The sequence below is a fragment of the Paenirhodobacter sp. genome, from assembly GCF_041916475.1.
Classification (GTDB): Bacteria; Pseudomonadota; Alphaproteobacteria; order Rhodobacterales; family Rhodobacteraceae; genus Rhodobacter.
Genome location: NZ_JAYRZN010000026.1, coordinates 1 through 18685 on the forward strand (window position 1 = coordinate 1; position 18685 = coordinate 18685).

The 18685-nt window shown below is 67.1% G+C and carries 15 protein-coding genes; 10 read left to right on the plus strand and 5 right to left on the minus strand.

What is annotated here, in order from left to right; translation table 11 throughout:
- Positions 1–1018 (plus strand): HlyD family secretion protein (locus tag ACOMG5_RS11745; RefSeq protein WP_420343989.1); only part of this gene is annotated, 1018 nt, incomplete at its 5' end.
- Between the two features lie 7 nt (positions 1019–1025).
- On the opposite strand, the gene ACOMG5_RS11750 is transcribed toward ACOMG5_RS11745, so the two are convergent.
- Entirely contained in the window at positions 1026–2852 is a 1827-nt protein-coding gene (locus tag ACOMG5_RS11750) for a M3 family oligoendopeptidase (RefSeq protein WP_420343990.1), read from the minus strand.
- Positions 2853–3272: 420 nt separating this feature from the next.
- Between ACOMG5_RS11750 and ACOMG5_RS11755 the strand changes: the two genes are divergently transcribed.
- From ACOMG5_RS11755 to ACOMG5_RS11770, 4 genes are read left to right on the plus strand one after another with little or no spacing between them, the layout of a single operon-like run.
- Positions 3273–4685 carry a circularly permuted type 2 ATP-grasp protein gene (locus ACOMG5_RS11755; protein ID WP_420343991.1) on the plus strand — a complete coding sequence of 471 codons (1413 nt, stop codon included), beginning with the start codon at positions 3273–3275 and terminating at the stop codon, positions 4683–4685.
- Positions 4686–4689: 4 nt separating this feature from the next.
- Positions 4690–5643: an alpha-E domain-containing protein gene (locus tag ACOMG5_RS11760; protein ID WP_420343992.1), complete on the plus strand. Its 954-nt coding sequence runs from the start codon at positions 4690–4692 to the stop codon at positions 5641–5643.
- On the plus strand, positions 5640–6452 hold the full coding sequence (locus ACOMG5_RS11765) for a transglutaminase family protein (protein ID WP_420343993.1): 813 nt from the start codon (positions 5640–5642) through the stop codon (positions 6450–6452). Before ACOMG5_RS11760 ends, ACOMG5_RS11765 begins: the two co-directional genes overlap by 4 nt.
- Before the next feature lie 28 nt (positions 6453–6480).
- Entirely contained in the window at positions 6481–7206 is a 726-nt protein-coding gene (locus ACOMG5_RS11770) for a proteasome-type protease (protein ID WP_420343994.1), read from the plus strand.
- On the opposite strand, the gene ACOMG5_RS11775 is transcribed toward ACOMG5_RS11770, so the two are convergent.
- Positions 7196–8128, minus strand: a complete 933-nt coding sequence (locus ACOMG5_RS11775) for an alpha/beta fold hydrolase (RefSeq protein WP_420343995.1) — start codon at positions 8126–8128, stop codon at positions 7196–7198. The genes ACOMG5_RS11770 and ACOMG5_RS11775 overlap by 11 nt on opposite strands.
- On the minus strand, positions 8128–8415 hold the full coding sequence (locus ACOMG5_RS11780; RefSeq protein ID WP_420343996.1) for an SCP2 sterol-binding domain-containing protein: 288 nt from the start codon (positions 8413–8415) through the stop codon (positions 8128–8130). Before ACOMG5_RS11780 ends, ACOMG5_RS11775 begins: the two co-directional genes overlap by 1 nt.
- A gap of 82 nt (positions 8416–8497) precedes the next feature.
- On the opposite strand from ACOMG5_RS11780, the gene ACOMG5_RS11785 reads away from it, so the two are divergent.
- The 5 genes from ACOMG5_RS11785 (at position 8498) to ACOMG5_RS11805 (ending at position 13475) form a co-directional block, all read left to right on the plus strand.
- The gene (locus ACOMG5_RS11785) at positions 8498–9055 is read left to right on the plus strand and encodes a hypothetical protein (RefSeq protein WP_420343997.1); all 558 of its coding nucleotides are present in this window, start codon (positions 8498–8500) and stop codon (positions 9053–9055) included.
- A gap of 15 nt (positions 9056–9070) precedes the next feature.
- A complete protein-coding gene (locus tag ACOMG5_RS11790; RefSeq protein ID WP_420343998.1) occupies positions 9071–11875 on the plus strand; it encodes a helicase-related protein in 2805 nt (934 codons plus the stop codon).
- Positions 11872–12174, plus strand: a complete 303-nt coding sequence (locus ACOMG5_RS11795; protein ID WP_420343999.1) for an RNA-binding S4 domain-containing protein — start codon at positions 11872–11874, stop codon at positions 12172–12174. The genes ACOMG5_RS11790 and ACOMG5_RS11795 overlap by 4 nt, the downstream gene beginning before the upstream one ends.
- Positions 12175–12284: 110 nt before the next feature.
- Positions 12285–12623, plus strand: a complete 339-nt coding sequence (gene fdxA / locus ACOMG5_RS11800) for a ferredoxin FdxA (RefSeq protein WP_420344000.1) — start codon at positions 12285–12287, stop codon at positions 12621–12623.
- Between the two features lie 342 nt (positions 12624–12965).
- Positions 12966–13475, plus strand: coding sequence for a CarD family transcriptional regulator (locus ACOMG5_RS11805; protein WP_420344001.1), 510 nt, complete (start codon positions 12966–12968; stop codon positions 13473–13475).
- A gap of 339 nt (positions 13476–13814) precedes the next feature.
- On the opposite strand, the gene ACOMG5_RS11810 is transcribed toward ACOMG5_RS11805, so the two are convergent.
- The gene (locus tag ACOMG5_RS11810; RefSeq protein ID WP_420344002.1) at positions 13815–15698 is read right to left on the minus strand and encodes a monovalent cation:proton antiporter-2 (CPA2) family protein; all 1884 of its coding nucleotides are present in this window, start codon (positions 15696–15698) and stop codon (positions 13815–13817) included.
- 138 nt (positions 15699–15836) lie between these two features.
- Entirely contained in the window at positions 15837–18629 is a 2793-nt protein-coding gene (locus tag ACOMG5_RS11815; RefSeq protein WP_420344003.1) for a hypothetical protein, read from the minus strand.
- Between the last annotated feature and the right edge of the window lie 56 nt (positions 18630–18685).

Consider the following 18685-nt stretch of genomic DNA (forward strand, 5'->3'; position numbering starts at 1 on the left):
CCTCCCCACCCTCATCGCCGCCGTGATCGGGCTTGCGGGCGTGCTGCTGCTGCTGTTCGCCTGGCGCCTGCCGCCCTTCGCCTCCTCCGAGCCTACGACCGAGAACGCCTATGTCCGCGGCAAGGTGACGACGCTCGCGCCGCAGCTTTCGGGCTATCTGAGCGCGGTCGAGGTGGTGGATTTCCAGACGGTGAAGAAGGGGGAGCTGATCGCCCGGATCGACGACCGCAGCTACCGCGAGAAACTGGCGCAGGCGGAGGCGACGCTGGCCACGGCGCGCGCCGCGCTGAAGGTAGGGGCGCAGACGGTGGCCTCGGCCGAGGCGGTGCGCCAGTCCGGGGAGGCGGCGCTCGATGCCGCGCATTCGGCGGTGGATACTGCGCAGACCAATGCCGCGCGCAACCGTGCGCTGAAGGACCGCGGCGTCACCGCGCAATCGGCGATCGACCAGACCGAGCTAACCCTGCGCCAGGCCCAGGCGGCGGAGCGGCAGGCGGCGGCGCAGCTGGAGGTGGACCGGCAGAACATCCTGACGGCCGAGGTTCAGATCCAGGCGCAGCAGGCGGCGATTTCGAGCGCCGAGGCCGCCGTGGAGATCGCCCGGATCGACCTTTCGAATACCGAGATCCGCGCCCCCGAGGACGGCGTTTTGGGCCAGGTATCGGCGCGGGTCGGGCAATATGTGACGGCGGGCACGGCGCTGGTGTCGCATGTGGGCCGCGATCTCTGGGTGATCGCGAATTTCAAGGAGACCGAGCTGAACGGCATGGAGGTGGGCCAGAAGGTCCGGTTCCAGGTCGATGCGATGGGCGGGCAGGCCTTCACCGGCCGGGTGGAATCGCTCTCCCCGGCGACGGCATCGGAGTTCAGCGTGCTTGCGGGCTCGAATGCGACCGGCAACTTCACCAAGATCGCGCAGCGCCTGCCGGTGCGGATCGGGCTGGATCCGGATCAGGCGCGCGCGGGTGACCTCGCCCCGGGAATGTCGGTCGAGGTCACCGTGCGGACGCGCGGCTGAGGGAGGCTCAGGCCTCCATCGCCTCCAGCTCGTCGATGAAGCCCGCGATCATCTCGAGCCCCTTGTTCCAGAAGGCCGGGTCGGTGGCATCGAGCCCGAAGGGCGCCAGGAGCGCCTTGTGGTGCTTCGATCCGCCGGCCTTCAGCATCTCAAAATACTTCTCCTGGAAGTCCGGCAGCCCGCCCGCATAGGCCGCATAGAGCGCGTTCACCAGCCCGTCGCCGAAGGCGTAGGCATAGACGTAGAACGGCGAATGCACGAAATGCGGGATATAGGTCCAGAAGGTCTCGTAGCCCGGCATGAACTCGAACGCCGGCCCGAGGCTCTCGGCTTGCACCGACATCCAGAGCGCGTTGATGTCCTCCGGCGTAAGCTCCCCTTCGGCGCGCGCGGCATGCAGCTTGCACTCGAAATCGTAAAACGCGATCTGGCGCACGACGGTATTGATCATGTCCTCGACCTTGCCCGCGAGCAGGGTCTTGCGCTCTTCGGGGGTCTTGGCGGCATCGAGCAGCGCGCGGAAGGTCAGCATCTCGCCGAACACGGAGGCCGTCTCGGCAAGCGTCAGCGGAGTATCGGACAAGAGCGCCCCCTGGCCTGCCGCCAGCACCTGGTGCACGCCATGGCCGAGCTCATGGGCGAGCGTCATCACGTCGCGCGGCTTGCCGAGGTAATTCAGCATCACATAAGGGTGCACGGTGACCACGGTCGGATGGGCGAAGGCGCCGGGCGCCTTGCCGGGCTTCACGCCCGCGTCGATCCAGCCCTTGTCGAAGAAGGGCTGCGCGATCTCCGCCATTTTCGGGGCGAAGGCGCCATAGGCGTTCAGCACGGTGCTTTTCGCCTCTTCCCAGCCGATGGTGCGCGGCGCCTCGCCCGGCAGCGGCGCATTGCGGTCCCAGACCTGGAGCTTCTCCAGCCCGAGCCATTTCGCCTTCAGCGCATAATAGCGGTGGCTGAGCCGCGGATAGGCCGCGACCACGGCATCGCGCAGCGCCTGCACCACCTCGGGCTCCACATCGTTGGACAGGTGGCGCGCGGTCTGCGGCGTGGGCAGCTTGCGCCAGCGGTCCTCGATCTCCTTTTCCTTCGCGAGCGTATTGTGTACCCGGGCGAAGAGCTTGATATTGGCGCCGAAGACGCGGGCCAGCTCCTTCGCGGCGGCCTCGCGCTTGGCGCGGTCGTAGTCTTGCAGCAGGGTGGTGGTCGCTTCGAGGCTCAGCACCTCGCCATCCACCGTGAATTCGAGCCCGGCCGTGGTTTCGTCAAACAGCCGGTTCCATGCGGCCGATCCGGCCACCGATTGATCGTGCAGGAATTTCTCCAGCTCGTCCGAAAGCTGATAGGGCTTCATCGCCCGCATCCGGTCGGTCACCGGCTTGTAGCGCGCGAGCGCCGGATCGGCATAGAGCGCCTCATAGGCCGCATCGTCGATCCGGTTGAACTCCAGCGAGAAGAACACCAGCGGCGCGGTATAGGCGGTGATCGCATCCTGCGCGTCAGACATCTGCTTGGCGCGCACCGCATCCATCGTGTTCTGATAGTAGCGCAGCCCGATATAAGACATGATCCGCCCGGCCGCGATGTCGATCGCCTCGTAGCGGTGCGTGCAGGCGAGCATCGCGGCCGCGTCGAGCGTCGCGAGCCTGCCCTGGTAATCGGCGGCGAAGGCCGCGCATTCCTGCTCCAGCCATTTCATGTCGCGGGTGAATTCGGGGGCATCGGGCGCAGTATAAAGATCGCTCAGGTCCCATTCCGGCAGGAGCCCGAACGGGCCCGCGCCGCCAGCATTGGCATTCGCATCGGAAAGGGGCTGCGGGAAGGGTCTGGTCATGGTGTCCTCATCGCTTTGTCACATGACAGATAGGCAGGCTGCCCCCCCGGGCGCAAGGGCGCCCGGACGGCAAGGGCCGTGGCAGCGGCATCCGGGCGGTGGCGGGAGGCCCGCGGAAGGGGCGGGATGCCGCCCTGCTGCTGATCGGGATACATCAGCGCGCGCCGCGCGCGGGCGGCTGCCCCTGCGCGGGGCGGGAATGCAGGCGCTGGCGTGCCCGGGGCAGGGGCTGAGCTGATCGATCCGATGGCCGAAGTGGCCACTATGTTGCGCCGCCAAAGGCAAAAATGAGTTAAAAATAAGCAAATGCATGCATATTAATCGTAATTTGCGGCATTCAGCGGCGAAACTCCGGGACCCGCTTCCTTCCCCCGAAACCGCTGCTTAAGGTTTCCTCAAGGCCGGAGGAATCAACGCCCCATGAGCGACTATTTCAACGAAATGTATGAGCAAGGTCTGGTCCGGGCGCCCTATGCGCAGCTCGAAGACTGGACCAGGTCGATGCCTGCGGAATTCCGTCAGATGAAGCAGGCCGAGGCGGAGGCGCTGTTTCGCCGCATCGGCATCACCTTCGCGGTCTATGGCGAGGGCGGGGACCCGGACCGGCTGATCCCGTTCGACATGTTCCCGCGGGTGTTCAGCCAGCTGGAATGGCGCAAGCTGGAAAAGGGGATCAAGCAGCGGGCGCGGGCGCTGAATGCGTTCCTGCTTGATGTCTACAGCCGCGGCGAGATCGTCAAGGCGGGCAAGATCCCGGCCCGCCTCGTCTATCAGAACGAGGCCTATGAGCGCGCCGTTTCCGGCTTCACGCCGCCGCGCGGGATCTACAGCCACATCGTCGGCATCGATATCGTCCGCACCGGCCCCGATGAATTCTTCGTGCTGGAGGACAATTGCCGCACGCCCTCGGGCGTGAGCTACATGCTCGAGAACCGCGAAATCATGATGCGGATGTTCCCGCAGCTGTTCCGCGAGAACCGGATCGAGCCGGTGGATGGCTATGCCGATGCGCTGCGCCGCACGCTGGCCTCGGTCGCGCCCGCCAAATGCGACCGCGAGCCCACGATCGCGATCCTCACGCCCGGGCATTTCAACTCCGCCTATTACGAGCACAGCTTCCTGGCGGACCTGATGGGGGTGGAGCTGGTCGAGGGGGCGGATCTGTTCGTCGAGGGCGGCTTCGTGTGGATGCGCACGACCGAAGGGCCGAAGAAGCTCGACGTGATCTATCGCCGGATCGACGATGCCTTCCTCGATCCGCTCTGCTTCCGCCCGGATTCGATGCTGGGCGTGCCGGGGCTGATGGATGTGTACCGCTCGGGCGGGGTGACGATCTGCTCTGCGCCGGGGGCGGGCGTGGCCGATGACAAGGCGATCTATACCTTCGTGCCGGAGATGGTGCGCTTCTACCTCGGCGAGGAGCCGATGCTGAACAATGTGCCTACCTGGCAATGCGCCAAGGCGGACGAGTGCAAATATGTGCTCGACAATCTGGGCGAGCTGGTGGTGAAGGAGGTGCACGGATCGGGCGGCTACGGCATGCTCGTCGGCCCGAAATCCACGAAAGAGCAGATCGAGACCTTCCGCAAGAAGGTCGAGGACAACCCCGACAATTATATCGCCCAGCCGACGCTTGCGCTCTCCACCACGCCGACGTTCGTGGAAGAGGGGATCGCGCCGCGCCATGTGGACCTGCGGCCCTACTGCCTTGTCGGCGAAAAGATCGAACTGGTGCCGGGCGGGCTCACCCGCGTGGCGCTGAAGGAAGGCTCGCTCGTGGTGAACTCGTCTCAGGGCGGGGGCGTCAAGGACACCTGGGTGCTGGCGGAGTAGGACCATGCTGAGCCGGACGGCGGAAAACCTTTTCTGGATCGCGCGTTATATCGAACGCGCCGAAACCATGGCGCGGTTGCTGGAGGTGGGGGCGCGGATCGCGCTGATGCCCTCGGCAGGGCATGGCTACCGCAGCGAATGGGAGAGCCTGTTGCAGGCCTCCGGCACGGCGGCGGGCTTCGCCGCGAAATACGGCGACCCGGTGCAGCGCAACATCGAGAGCTACCTGTTCTTCGACCGCGACAACCCGTCCTCGGTGATATCCTGCCTGGAGCGGGCGCGGGAGAATGCGCGCATCGTGCGCACCGCGCTCACCGCGCAGGTCTGGGATGCGCTGAACATGGCCTTCCAGGAGATCCGCAAGCTGGAGCGCCGGCCGCGCTCGGAGCTGGAGCTCACGGAACTCACTGAATGGGTGATGCAGCAGGCGGCGATGGTGCGCGGCTGCATCGAGGCCACGATGCTGCGCAACGATGGCTACAATTTCCTGAACCTGGGCTTCGCGCTGGAGCGCGCCGACAACACCGCCCGGCTGATCGACGTGAAATACTACGTCCTGCTGCCGAGCGTGGATTTCATCGGCTCCGGGCTCGACAATTACCAGTGGCAGACCCTGCTGCGGGCGATGTCGGCGCAGCGCGCCTTCCATTGGGCCTATGGCGGCGACATCACCGCGAAGAAGATCGCGCATTTCCTGATCCTGAACCGGCAATCGCCGCGCTCGCTGATCACGGCGACGCTTTCGACCATGCAGAACCTCGACGAGCTCTCGCGCGCCTATCACAAATCCGGCCCGGCGCAGATGCGCGCGCGGGCGCTACTGGGGGAGCTCGCGGAAATGGGGGTCGAGGAGATCTTCGAGGAGGGTCTGCATGAATTCCTGACGCGGTTCATCCGCGATGTCGGTGAATTGTCGGATATGGTCTACAACACCTATCTGTCGGGAGAGGCGCGATGATCTTCACCGTCAATCACGTCACCACCTATCGCTACGATGCGCCGATGCGCTCGGCCGTGCAGTCGCTGCGGCTGTTCCCGTCGCGCTTCGACGGGCAGCGCACCGTGTCGTGGGAGGTGAAGGTCGAGGGCGGCACCCGCGGCGGCAGCTTCCGCGACGGCGCGGGCGACAAGATCGAGGGCTGGTCGATCCGCGGCCCGGTCTCGGAAGTGTCGATCGCGGTGACGGGGCAGGTCGAGACGATCGACCTCGCGGGCGTGCTGCGCGGCCATCGCGAGCTGGTGCATCCCTTCGCCTATCTGCGCGAGACCACGGCGACCTGGATCGACGATGCGCTGGACCTGCTCGCGCGCGAATCCATTGCCGGCGCGAATGACGATCTGGCGCGCGCCCATGCGCTCGCGCGCGGGGTGGGCGAGGCGATCAGCTATACCCCCGGCGCGACCGATGCCCGGACCACCGCGGCCGAGGCGCTGGCGCAGGGCGAGGGGGTTTGCCAGGACCATGCCCATGCCGTCTGTGCGGTGGCGCGGGCGGTGGGGATGCCCGCGCGCTACGTCTCGGGCTATCTCTATGCGCGCGACGATGGCGAGCTGCATGATGCGAGCCACGCCTGGGCCGAGATCTGGGTCGAGGGGATCGGCTGGATCGGCTTCGATGCCGCGAATGAATGCTGCCCGGATGCGAGATACATCCGGCTCGGCTCAGGGCTCGATGCGCGCGAGGCCGCGCCGATCAAGGGCATCGCGCTCGGGGCAGGCGAAGAGGAGCTCGATGTGACGGTTGCTCTCGAAGCCGTCCAGCAATAGAACGGCGCGGGACGGTTCGGGGCATCAGATGACGTATTGTGTAGGTCTTCTTCTGAATGAAGGCATGGTTTTGCTGAGCGACACGCGTACTAACGCGGGGCTCGACAATATCGCGACCTATCGCAAGATGTTCCTGTTCGAGGATCCGGGCGAGCGGATCATCGCGATCCTCACCGCCGGCTCGCTGTCGGTGACGCAGACGACGATCGCGCGTATCCGCGAGGCGATCGACGACAACGAGGCGACATCGGAAAGCTCGATCATGCTCGCGCCCACCATGCTGAAGGTGGCGGAGATCGTCGGCAACACGCTCTCGACGGTGCGCAACGACATCGACAGCAAGATGGAGGCGAGCAAGGTCTCCACCGCGGCTTCCATGATCGTCGCCGGGCAGCGGCGCGGCGGCGCGATGCGGATGTTCCTCGTCTATCCCGAGGGCAATTTTATTGAATCGACCGAGGACACCCCGTTCCTCCAGATCGGCGAGCACAAATACGGCAAGCCGATCCTGGACCGGGTGGTGCGGATGGACATGTCGCTCGAGGACGCGCAGAAGGCGATGCTGCTGTCGATGGATTCGACCCTGCGCTCGAACCTCTCGGTGGGTATGCCGCTAGATCTCGCGGTGATCCGGCGCGACGATTGCCGGGTATCGGAGCGGCGCCGGATCGAGAAGAACGACCCCGATTTCGCGCGGATGTCGCAGATGTGGTCCGAGGCGCTGCGCGACGGCTTCACCAAGATCACGCTCTGACGAACAGCCCCTCTACCGCATCCAGAAACGCGGTGCGGGTCGCTGGGCCCTCCATCATCACCTCATGGCGCGCCTGCGGATAGTCCAGCAGGCGGCCGCCGGGCCAGCGCGCCATTCGTTCGCGCACCGCAGCGGGGTCAATGATCTTTTCCTGCCCGCCAAGGCCCGCGATGCAGGGCAGGGCGGGCGAAGGCTGCGCCGCAAGCGCGCTGCATTCGATCAGGCTCTCCGCGATCCAGTTCACCGAAGGCCCGCCAAGTGCGAAGGCGGGCTCGCCCGCGGCCTGCTCGATCAGATAGGCCCACATCGCCGCATCCCCGGTGAGCTGATTGTCGCGGAACGCCGTGCGCAGCACATAGGGCGCGGGGCCGCTGCCGGGCAGGTAGCTCTCAGCAAGCGCGGTGCGGTCCAGCGCGCGGGCCAGGGGCAGGCTCACCGCGCGCAGCCAGGGCGGCAGGGCGATGCCCCACATCGGCGCGCTGAAGGCTACGGCGGCGAAAGGATGCGGCCCGCCGATGCGGCGCAGCAGGATCGCCCCCGCCATCGAATGCGCCAGCCCGACCCAGGGCTTCGGCAGCGCCAGCTCCGCCGCGGCGGCAAGCAGCGCCTCGATATCGTGCTGGAAATCGGGAAAGCCGAGGATATGGCCGCGCGCCGGATCCGCATGCAGATGCGTGGACAGGCCCTGGCCGCGCCAGTCCACCACCAGCACCGAAAGCCCGCGCGTCGTGAGATCGCGCGCGACGAGGCCGTATTTCTCGATATATTCCGTGCGCCCGGGCAGCAGCAGCACGGTGCCGCGCGCTTCCTCGGCGGGCCAGAGGGCGATCCGCAGCCGCAGGCCATCCTGCGTCCGGATCCACCAGGCAGAGCCGCCCGCGGGGCCGCGGGCGAGATCGTTGCGCAGGGGCGCGGCCTCCATCAGCTGAGCGCCGACCCCAGCTGCATTGCAAGCCCCATCGGCCCGTCGATCTTCAGCCGCCCCGACATGAAGGCCATCGTCGGGTTCACCTCGCCCTTCAGCATGCCGATGAACGTATCGGCATCGGCGGTCAGGGTGACATCGGCGGGCGCATCGCCCACGCGCACGCCATCGGGATCGGCGATGATCGAGCCCTCGTCCTCGATGACGAATTTCGCCGTCGAGGCAAAGCCGTCGGGCAGCCGTTTGCTCAGGGCTTCGACCGCCTTGTCGATCAGGTCGCTCATCTGTCGTGATCCTCCGGTGCGGCACGCCGAAAAGTGAAACAGCCACTCTCGCATTTCGCCGCGCATAAGTTACAGTCGCACTATGCGCAGGCTCTCGACCATTCTCAATCCTCTCCTCGCGGCAACCGCGATCACGCTTTGCGGCACGGCGTCGCGGGCGGAGACGGAGGGGCTGGAGCGGCAGTTCCAGGAGCTGGCCGATCCCGGCTATGCGGGCTGGGCGCGGGCCGAATCGGATATCGAACGGGCCTGGTCGCGCTCGGGCTCTCCGGCGATAGACCTGCTGCTGAAGCGCGGCGAGCAGGCGCTGGACGCAGGCGATGCCCAGGCCGCGATCGAGCATCTGAGCGCGCTGACCGATCATGCGCCGGATTTCCCCGAAGGCTGGAATGCGCGCGCCACCGCCTTTCTGGCCACCGGGCAGTTCGGCCCCGCGATCGCCGATCTGCGCGCCGCGCTGATCCTGGAGCCGCGGCACTGGGGGGCGCTGGCCACGCTCGGCGCCGCCTATGAGCAGATGGACCTGCGCGACCGGGCGCTGGCCGCCTATCGCGCGTCTTTCGCCTTGAACCCGCACCGGGCCGATGTGAAAGACGCGATCGCGAGGCTGGAAAAGGAGCTTGCGGGCGTCGCCCTGTGACGCGCGCATCACGAGATGGCAGGACGGATCACCGCGGTTCTCGGGCCCACCAACACGGGCAAGACGCATTATGCGATCGAACGCATGCTGGCGCATCGCACCGGCGTCATCGGCCTGCCGCTGCGGCTTCTGGCGCGCGAGGTCTATGACCGGATCGTGAAGGCGCGCGGCCCTTCGGTGGTGGCGCTGGTCACCGGGGAGGAGCGGATCGTGCCCGAACGCGCCGCCTATTGGGTGGCCACGACCGAGGCAATGCCCGAGGTGGGCGCGGATTTCGTCGCGATCGACGAGATCCAGCTTTGCGCCGATCCGGAGCGGGGGCATGTCTTTACCGACCGGCTGCTCCATATGCGCGGCCTGCACGAGACGCTGTTCCTCGGCTCCGAGACCATGAAGGGCGCCATTGCCGCGCTGGTACCGGGGGTGCAGTTCATGCGCCGCGACCGGCTCTCGAAGCTGAGCTGGGCCGGCTCCAAGAAAACCTCGCGGATGCCGGCGCGCAGCGCAATCGTCGGATTTTCCGTGGAAAACGTCTATGCTATCGCCGAGCTGCTGCGGCGGCAGAAGGGCGGCGCCGCGGTGGTGATGGGCGCGCTCAGCCCGCGCACGCGCAACGCCCAGGTAGCGATGTATCAAAACGGCGACGTGGACTACCTGGTGGCCACGGATGCCATCGGGATGGGGCTGAACCTGGACATCGGCCATGTGGCGTTCTCGGCCACGGCCAAGTTCGACGGGCGCCGGATGCGCCACCTGTTCCCGCACGAAATCGGCCAGATCGCCGGGCGCGCCGGGCGCCATACGATGGATGGCACCTTCGGGGTGACGGGCGATGCCTCGCCCCTGCCGCCCGAGGTGATCACGGCGGTGGAGGAGCACCGCTTCGCGCCGATCCAGCGGCTGCAATGGCGCAACCCGCGGCTCGAATTCGGCACTGCCGAGCGGCTGATCCGCGCGCTGGAGGAAAGCCCGCAGAACGAATGGCTCAGCCGCGGCCGCGAGGCCGACGACCTGCGCGCGCTGAAGGCGCTGGTCGCGGTGCCCGAAATTGCCGACCGACTGCGCCACCCGCACGACATCCGCCTGCTCTGGGATGTGTGCCGGATCCCGGATTTCCGCTCGATTTCCGAATCCGAGCATGCGACCCTGCTCGGGCGGATCTTCGGCTTCCTGCAGGCGGGCAAGGGCGTGCCTTCGGACTGGCTCAAAAGCCAGATCGAGCGCATTGACAAGCCGCTGGGCGACATCGACACATTGTCGCGCCGCTTGGCATTCATCCGCACATGGACCTATGTTGCGCAACGCAAGGGCTGGGTCGATGACGAAGCCCATTGGCGCGAGGAAACGCGTGCGGTAGAAGACCGACTGTCCGACGCGCTCCACGGCGCGCTGACCCAACGATTTGTGGACCGGCGCACATCCGTGCTGCTGCGCCGGCTCAAGCAGAAGGAGACCCTCGTGGCCGAGGTGAACGACAAGGGCGAAGTGATGGTCGAAGGCGAATTCGCCGGCCGTCTGGAAGGGTTCCGTTTCCGGCAGGATGGGACTTCCTCGCCCGACGAGGCGAAAATGCTGGCGCGTGCCGCCTACGAGGCGCTGAAGCCCGAGTTCAGCCTGCGGGCGGACCGGTTCTACAACGCTCCCGATACCGAGATGGATTTCACCGAACAGGGCGGCCTGATGTGGGGCAGCACTGCGGTGGGCAAGCTGGTGAAGGGCGCCGATCCGCTGAAACCCTCGGTCGAGGCTTTCGTCGATGAGGAAGCCGGGGCGGATGTGGCCGAGAAGGTCAAGCGCCGCCTGCAGCATTTCATCGACCGCAAGGTCGCGGCCCTGTTCGAGCCGCTCCTGGCGATGAGCCGGGACGAGGCGCTGACGGGCCTTGCGCGCGGCTTCGCCTTCCGCCTGGTGGAGAACCTGGGCGTGATCCCGCGCGAGAGCATCGCCACCGAGGTGAAGGAGCTCGATCAGGATGCCCGCGGCCAGCTGCGCAAGCATGGCGTGCGCTTCGGCCAGTACACGATTTTCCAGCAGGCGCTGCTGAAGCCCGCGCCGACGCGGCTGCGGCTGGTGCTGTCCTCGCTCTGGGAAGGGCTGCAGGAGTTCCCCGAAAGCCCGCCGCCCGGGCTGGTGACGATTCCCTATATCGCCGAAGTGCCGACCTCGGCCTATACCCTCTCGGGCTATCGCCCGGCAGGCAGCCGCGCGATCCGGATCGACATGCTGGAGCGGCTGGCCGATATCCTGCGTACGCAAGATACCAAGGGCGGCTTCGAGGCGGTGGCGGACATGCTCTCGATCACCGGGATGACGCTCGAGCAATTCGCCGATCTGATGCAGGGGCTGGGTTACAAGGCCGAGAAGGGCGAGCGCGAGAAGAGCCGCCCGGCCGCGGAGCCGAAGGCGCCAGTGGAGGGCGGCGAGAACCCGATCCCGGAGGAGGCCTCGCCGATCGCCGAGGCCGAGGCCGAAGCCGCCGAGACCGCGCCCGAGACCGAGGTGTTCTACACCTTTACCTGGGCGCCGCGCCCGCGCGCCCCGCGCCATGACCGCGGCCCGCGCCGCGAAGGCGGCAACCGGGAGGGAGGCAACCGCGAGGGCGGCGAGAAACGCCAGGGCGGCAAGCCCGAGTTCCGCCGCGACCGAGAGAAGGGCGATGGCGAGCGCAAGTTCGACAAGCCGAAGGGCAAGAAGCCGCATGGCAAGCCCCGCGACGAGGAGAAGGCGCGCCACTTCGAGGCCCGCCCGCCGAAGAAGGACAAGCCGATCGACCCGGATAACCCCTTCGCCGTTCTGGCCGCGCTGCGCGACCGGAAGTGAGCGAGGCCCGGATCCGGATCGACAAATGGCTCTGGCACGTGCGTCTGGTAAAGACGCGCGGGCTGGCGGCGGATCTGGTGACGGGGGGGCATGTGCGCCTGAATGGCACACGGCTGGACAAACCGGGCCGCGCGATCGGCCCGGGGGATGTGGTGACCGTCGTCGCGGGTGGGCGTGTGCGGGTGCTGCGCGTTCTGGACTGTGGTCTGCGCCGCGGGCCCGCCAGCGAGGCACAGACGCTCTACGCCGACCTCGACGCCGTTCCGCCGCAACCCGCGCCCGGAGAACAGCTTTCCTGAGCCGTGACATCTGCGCGGCAGGATGTCTTTCCGGGCCGGGTGGTCTTGATTGATGACGCAAGCGGGGCTAGGTAACGCCGCAAACGCGAAAGAATGAGCCGGGGTTTCCCATGACCTATGTCGTCACTGACAACTGCATCGCCTGCAAGTACACCGACTGCGTCGAAGTGTGCCCCGTGGACTGCTTCTATGAGGGCGAGAACACGCTGGTGATCCACCCCGACGAATGCATCGACTGTGGTGTCTGCGAGCCGGAATGCCCGGCCGACGCGATCCGCCCCGACACCGAGCCGGGGATGGATGAATGGGTCGAATTCAACCGCAAATATGCCGAGTTGTGGCCGGTCATCACCCAGAAGAAAGAGCCGCTCCCGGGCCATGAGGAGCGGGATGGCGAGCAGGGCAAGATGGAGAAATACTTCTCGCCGAACCCTGGCGCGGGAGACTGATTCCCTCCGCCCGGAGGGGCGGGGAGAAGGGGGCGATCGCGGCCGATTCTGTGCCGGAACATCCCCCGCATGAATATTTAACGGATGGTTAAAGCCTTCCTGCAGCACGATTATCGCGAAATCTCTTGATTTCACGCCTTCGTGCTGTGCTGCGGCGCTTTGAAATGCCGCGATTTTATGCTACATAACTGTCACAGAATTCAACCTCCCCCAAACCGGCGGTCCTGATCGCGATGCCGGAGTATTTCACTGTCAGGCCGTGACATCGCGGCGCTTCGGCGCCGAGGGTGTTTTCTGCGCTGTAGCGGGGGGCGGAAGGACCGGCTGCAAGGAAGTGACTGAATGACCAAGACCAAGAAGACCGAGTTTCGTCCGGACGATTTCGTTGTCTATCCCGCGCATGGTGTCGGCAAGATCATTTCGATCGAAGAACAGGATATTGCGGGGCTGCGCATGGAGCTTTTCGTGATCTCGTTCGAAAAGGACAAGATGACGCTGCGCGTGCCCACCGCCAAGGCGCTCGATATCGGCATGCGCAGCCTGTCCACCCCGGATGTGGTGCTCAAGGCGCTGGAAACGCTGAAGGGCAAGGCCAAGGTGAAGCGGGCGATGTGGTCCCGCCGGGCGCAGGAATACGAGCAGAAGATCAATTCCGGCGATCTGCTCTCGATCGCCGAGGTCGTGCGCGACCTGCACCGCGCCGACGACCAGCGCGAGCAATCCTATTCGGAGCGTCAGCTCTATGAGGCGGCGCTGGAGCGCCTGACCCGCGAAGTGGCGGCCGTGTCCGGCACCGACGAAGCGGGCGCCGCGAAGAAGGTGGACGACGTTCTGGTCGGCCGCGCGGCCTGATCCGGCTTTCAGAAAACAGAACGGGCGGTGCGCTGGCGCCGCCCGTTTTGCATGTCCGGCTAGCGATGGAGAGGGTATAGGAGAGGCTCCTGAAACTCTCTGATCTTGCGAAATGCCAGATCCTGCAGGCGCAGGCCGAAACGCGGTTTGACACTCGGAAAGGTGCTGGCAAGCCGCGGGTCCTGATCCCGTCGGGCTTCGGCTTCATGGCGGAAGTCGGGGCGCTGCCGCGCGCAGCCGAGCTGCGCAAGCAGGTGGAGACTCAGACACACCAGGCGCGCGCGGGGCTGATGTGCGATGCAAAGTCACCACAGTGCCTCGATGCGGCGGCTCTGTCGGCTAGTCGATGTGCAGGGTCTTGTCGTCGCCTTCCGGCTCTTCCTTCAGGTCCGCGCGGCGCGAGAACCGGGCCATCATTGCCGCCTCCAGCTCCGAATTCAGCTCCTTGGACCGCTTGATGTAGTCCACATTTTCCTGAATCGGCACGCCCGGCTTCCAGTGCTGGGCGAGGTCGCGCAGCGAGGCCCGGTCGAACTTGAAATAAAGCCGCTCGAGCTCCGTCGCCTCGAATTCGCTCAGGCCGACGTTTTCGAGCACATAGCGCCCGGCGCGCAGACTCGAATCGAACATTTCACGCACGATGTCATTCGCGCCGGCCTTGTAGAGCTCGAACACATGCTCGCGGTCGCGTGCCCGCGCGACGATATGCAGATCGGGCCGCATCTGCCGTGCATAGGCCACCAGCCGGTTTGCGGAGGCGCGGTCGTCGAGGCTCACCACCAGCACCCGCGCCTTCGACAGGCCCGCGGCCGCGAGCAGGTCCGGCCGCGTCGGGTCGCCGTAATGCCCCTTGAAGCCGAAGGTGCGCATCACCTGGATCGTCTGCAGGTCGGTATCGAGAACCGTGGTCGGGAAGCCCGACATCGTCACCATCCGGTTCACCACCTGGCCGAAGCGCCCGACACCGGCGATGATGATCGGCTGCTGTTCGTCGATCGTGTCTTCCTCGGGCGCATCATCAGACTTCAGCAGACGGGACAGATGCTCATTGGCGATGAACAGCAGCGGCGACACCATCATCGACAGCGCGATCACCACCAGCACCTTCTCGGCGATCGGGCCGGGCAGGATCCGCTGGCCCACAGCGAAGGAGACCAGCACGAAGCCGAATTCACCGGCCTGCGCGAGGCCGAGCGCGAACAGGCCACGATTGGGGCCGTGCAGCTTGAACGCCACCGCGAGGCCATAGAGGATCGCGGCCTTCAGCGCGATCAGCGCAATCACCAGCCCCGCGATCTGGAACGGCTGTGCGGTGATCACGTCGAACTTGATCCCGGCGCCGACGGTGATGAAGAACAAACCCATCAGGAGGCCCTTGAACGGCTCGATGTCGGATTCGAGCTCGTGGCGGAATTCGCTGTCGGCGAGCACCACCCCGGCGAGGAAGGTGCCGAGCGCGGGCGACAGGCCGACCAGGTTCATCAGCGAGGCAATGGCCACCACGATCAGCAGCGCCATCGCGGTATTGATCTCGCGTAGGCGGGCGAGGTGCACGAAGCGGAACAGCGGCCGCGCCAGATAGTGCCCGGCGATGACGATCAGCGCCACCGCGCCCAGCGTCATCAGCGTGACGCCCCAGCCTGGCAGATCCTGAATGAAATGGACCGCCGCATGCTCGCCATTCTCGGCCTTGGCGAGCGCGCGCGCCCCCGGCAGCGCCAGCAGCGGCAGCAGCGCCAGCATCGGGATCACCGCGATATCCTGCATCAGCAGCACCGCAAAGGCCGAACGCCCGCCCGCCGTCTGCAACAGCCGCTTTTCGTTCAGCGTCTGCAGCACGATCGCGGTGGACGAGAGCGAGAAGATCATCCCCACCGCGACCGCCGTCGGGAAATCCAGGCCGAAGGCCAGCATGGCCGCTGTCACCGCCGTCATCGTCAGCAGCACCTGCAGCCCGCCGAGGCCGATGAGCTTGTCGCGCATCTGCCACAGCGCCTTCGGCTCCAGCTCCAGCCCGATCAGGAACAGCATCATCACCACGCCGAATTCGGCGAAATGCTGCAGGCTGCTGATCTCCGATCCGGCCAGATGGAACACCGGGCCGATCAGGATCCCGGCGCAGAGGTATCCCAGTACCGAGCCGAGGCCCGCGCGCGTGGCGAGTGGCACTGCGAGCACCATGGCAAACAGGAACAGGGTCGATTGGAGCAGGAAGCTGATCATGGCTCAGGCGGTGTCCGGGTCAGGATGTCCGGTGCGGGCATGTGGGGTCTATGCCCCAGCCATATCGCAAATGCCTGTATCGGCAAGTCGGAAAACCCGGAAAAGGCCTCCGATTGCGAAGCTGTGAAACCCGGCGCCTCAGCTGCCCTGCAGCAGCTTCAGCTGATAGAGTTTCGAGCCCTTCTGATAGGTCAGCTGCCCGTCGCCGATCGCGGTGACGCGGCCACCATCCAGCACGTCGCCGAGGCCGACCTTGATCATCTTGCCGCTCGGCATCCGGATCAGGGCGCGGCGGTTGCCCTGCGCGCCGTAAAGCCCGATCAGGTTCATGTCGCGCAGCTTGATCGCATCCTTCTGCGTGGCCTGCTTTGCCACCGAGGCGGTCGTGGGCATCGCCCGTGTCGGTTGCGTCGGCTCGGGTTCGTCGAGCTCTATCACCGGGTCGCGGCTCGCGACCTGGGGCGCGGGCTGGGCGGCGGGCGCGGGCTGAACGCGCGCAGGCTGCTGGGCTGCAGGCTGGGTGCGGGGCTGCGGCGCCGGGGCTGCGGCTGGCGCAGGAGCAGGAGCAGGCTGTGGGGCGGGCGCTGCCGGAACCGGCTCCGCCGCGATCGCAGCAGCCAGGGCCTGCTCGACCGAGGCGCGGTAATTGCGCGGCCGCGAGACTGGCCGGCGCGAGACCGAAACCGCCTGCAGGGTCGGCGCTTCGGCCGCTTCCGCGGCCTGCCGCGCGGCTTCTTCTTCGGCAGCCTTTTCCAGGGCCTTCCGCTGCGTCTCCGCAGCGGAGACGACGGACATCGGGCGGCCTTTCGGGCGCCGCGCCGGGACCTGCGCCTCCACGGCTTCGGCCGCGGGCTGGGGGGCTGCCTCGGGGGCGGGCTCAGGCTGGGCTGCGGGGGTAGGCGCCTGCGCGGCCTTCAGAATGGCGGCCGGGCGTGCCGCAGGCACGCGCGGGGGCTTCCCGGCATAGAGCGTCACGCCAGTGGCGGTCACCGTCCCGGCGGCGGTGGGCTCTGTGGTCGTCGTCTCCGCAACGCGCAGGAGGGTTTCGGGCGCGGCTTCGGCCAATTCCGGCGTCGGGGCTGGCGCGGCTTCGGGCGCCTGAGGGGCCTCCGGTTCCGCCTGCGCCATGTCGGCCGGGGCGGGCGCTTGTGGCTCGGGTTCGGCGGGCGTTTCCGGCGCGGCATCCAGCGCCGCGAGATCGGTCTGATCGGCTTCGGCCTCTGCACCGGGCGCGGCCTGAAGCGCTGCCGCCGCGGGTTCTGGTATGGGCTCCGGCGTTTCGACCGGCGCCAGGGCCAGGGTTTCGGGCGCAGGCTCGGCGCGTTCCTGCGCGGGCCCCTGCGCGAGCGAGGCCCAGAGCGCAGCCGCGGCCATCGCCCCGATCAGGCCGCCGGTCATGGTCAGGAGCAGCTTGCGCGACCCTGGCCGCCCCTCGGCCGGAGGCATGTCCGGCCCGGGGCGTTTCGTGGCATCAGGCCGCTTTGCGGCGGCGGATTTACGCTCGGGCAGCACGCGTTGCGGTGCCACGACGGGTTTGTCGCGCATGGCGCCGGGCAGGGCGGTGGTGCGCAGGGCCACCAGCGCGGGGGGCGCATCCGGCAGGGCCGCCTCGGTCGCCGTCTCCTGCTCCGGCGCTCCGGCGGTTTCTTCCGCGCTGGCGACCGCTTCATCCTTCGTGGTCTCCGCCGTGTCAGCGGAGCCTTTGGGCGCCAGCCCATCGTCTTCGCTACGCGCTTCGTCCGCCGCGTCGATTGCGTTTTCGGCGGCGGGCGTCGCGTCCTCAGGCAGGGCCGCAGCGCTCTCCGCCCCAGGCAGCGCTTCGGTCTCGCCCTCAGCAATCCACTCGGGCAGGAGATCCGGAGCTTCTTCAGCGTCCTCCGCCAGGGCGCTTTCGGCTTCGGCCGCGTTGTCTGCCGCATCCTCTGGCGCGGCGGCCTGCGCCTCGGTGCGCGCCTCCTCCTCGGCGGGGGCTTCCTCGGCAGGAAGCGCCTCGGCGAACAGGGGCGCGTCGATTGCGGCCTGCGCTTCCTCTGCAGGGGCTTCTGCCTCCTGCTGAATTTCCTCTTCCGCCGGAGGTTCCGGGCTTGCCGGTTCCGTCTCCGTGGCTTCCAGACCCGGATTCAGGGCCAGATCTTCCGCCGGAACCGTCGCGCTTTCCACCGGCTCGGAGGACGGGTCCTCGGGGGGGCTCAGCTCCGTTGCGGCCGGGCTCTCCGGTTCTGCGGGCGACGTTTCGCCTGGCAGTTCATCGGCCCCGCTCTGATCCACGGCCAGATCTGCCGGCTCCGCCGCCGCCGCGACCACATCGGGGGGGGGCACGGCCGCGTTCGCGTCTTCCGGCACTGCGCCCAATTCGGTCGCAGCAAGACCAGCCGCTGCCTTGGCCAGCCGATGCAGCGGCACCGGATCCTGATCGCGGTCGATCCGCGTGCCCTCGGTCTCCTGCGCGGCGGCCGCCGAACTCACGCCGAACCAGGGCTCGCCCGCGAAGGCGCCATGCTCCGGCACCGCCACAAAGGACACCGGGTTGAACCCCCAGTCCGCCGCAAAGGCCTCGGCCTCGCGCAGGGTTTCCCGGGCGACAACGGCCACGCGCACGGTTTCGGAATGGCCGGACCAGTCGAACACCAGATCCGTCACCGGATAGGGGGTCAGCCCTTCCAGCGCGGTCGCGATCTGGCGCCGCCGCGCCGCCGCCCGCGGCCCGGGCGCCTCGACCGACGTATACAGGATCTGCGAATTCGGCAGGATGATCTTGGTGCTGATCGGCCCCTCGGCGCGCGCTTCGGCGAGCGCGCGCAGCCGCCCCAGACGTTCGCTCAGATCGGGGGCATCAAGCGATACTTCGCCCAGATGCTCCCAGCCCGCCGCGGTGCGTTGCAGCAGGCCGATGCCGTCATGCGAGAGGTTGAGCGCAAAACCAGGTTTCATGAGGAGGCTCTAGCAGAGGTCGCAGCGCCGCGCGGGCGGCACAGGGTTCGCATCTT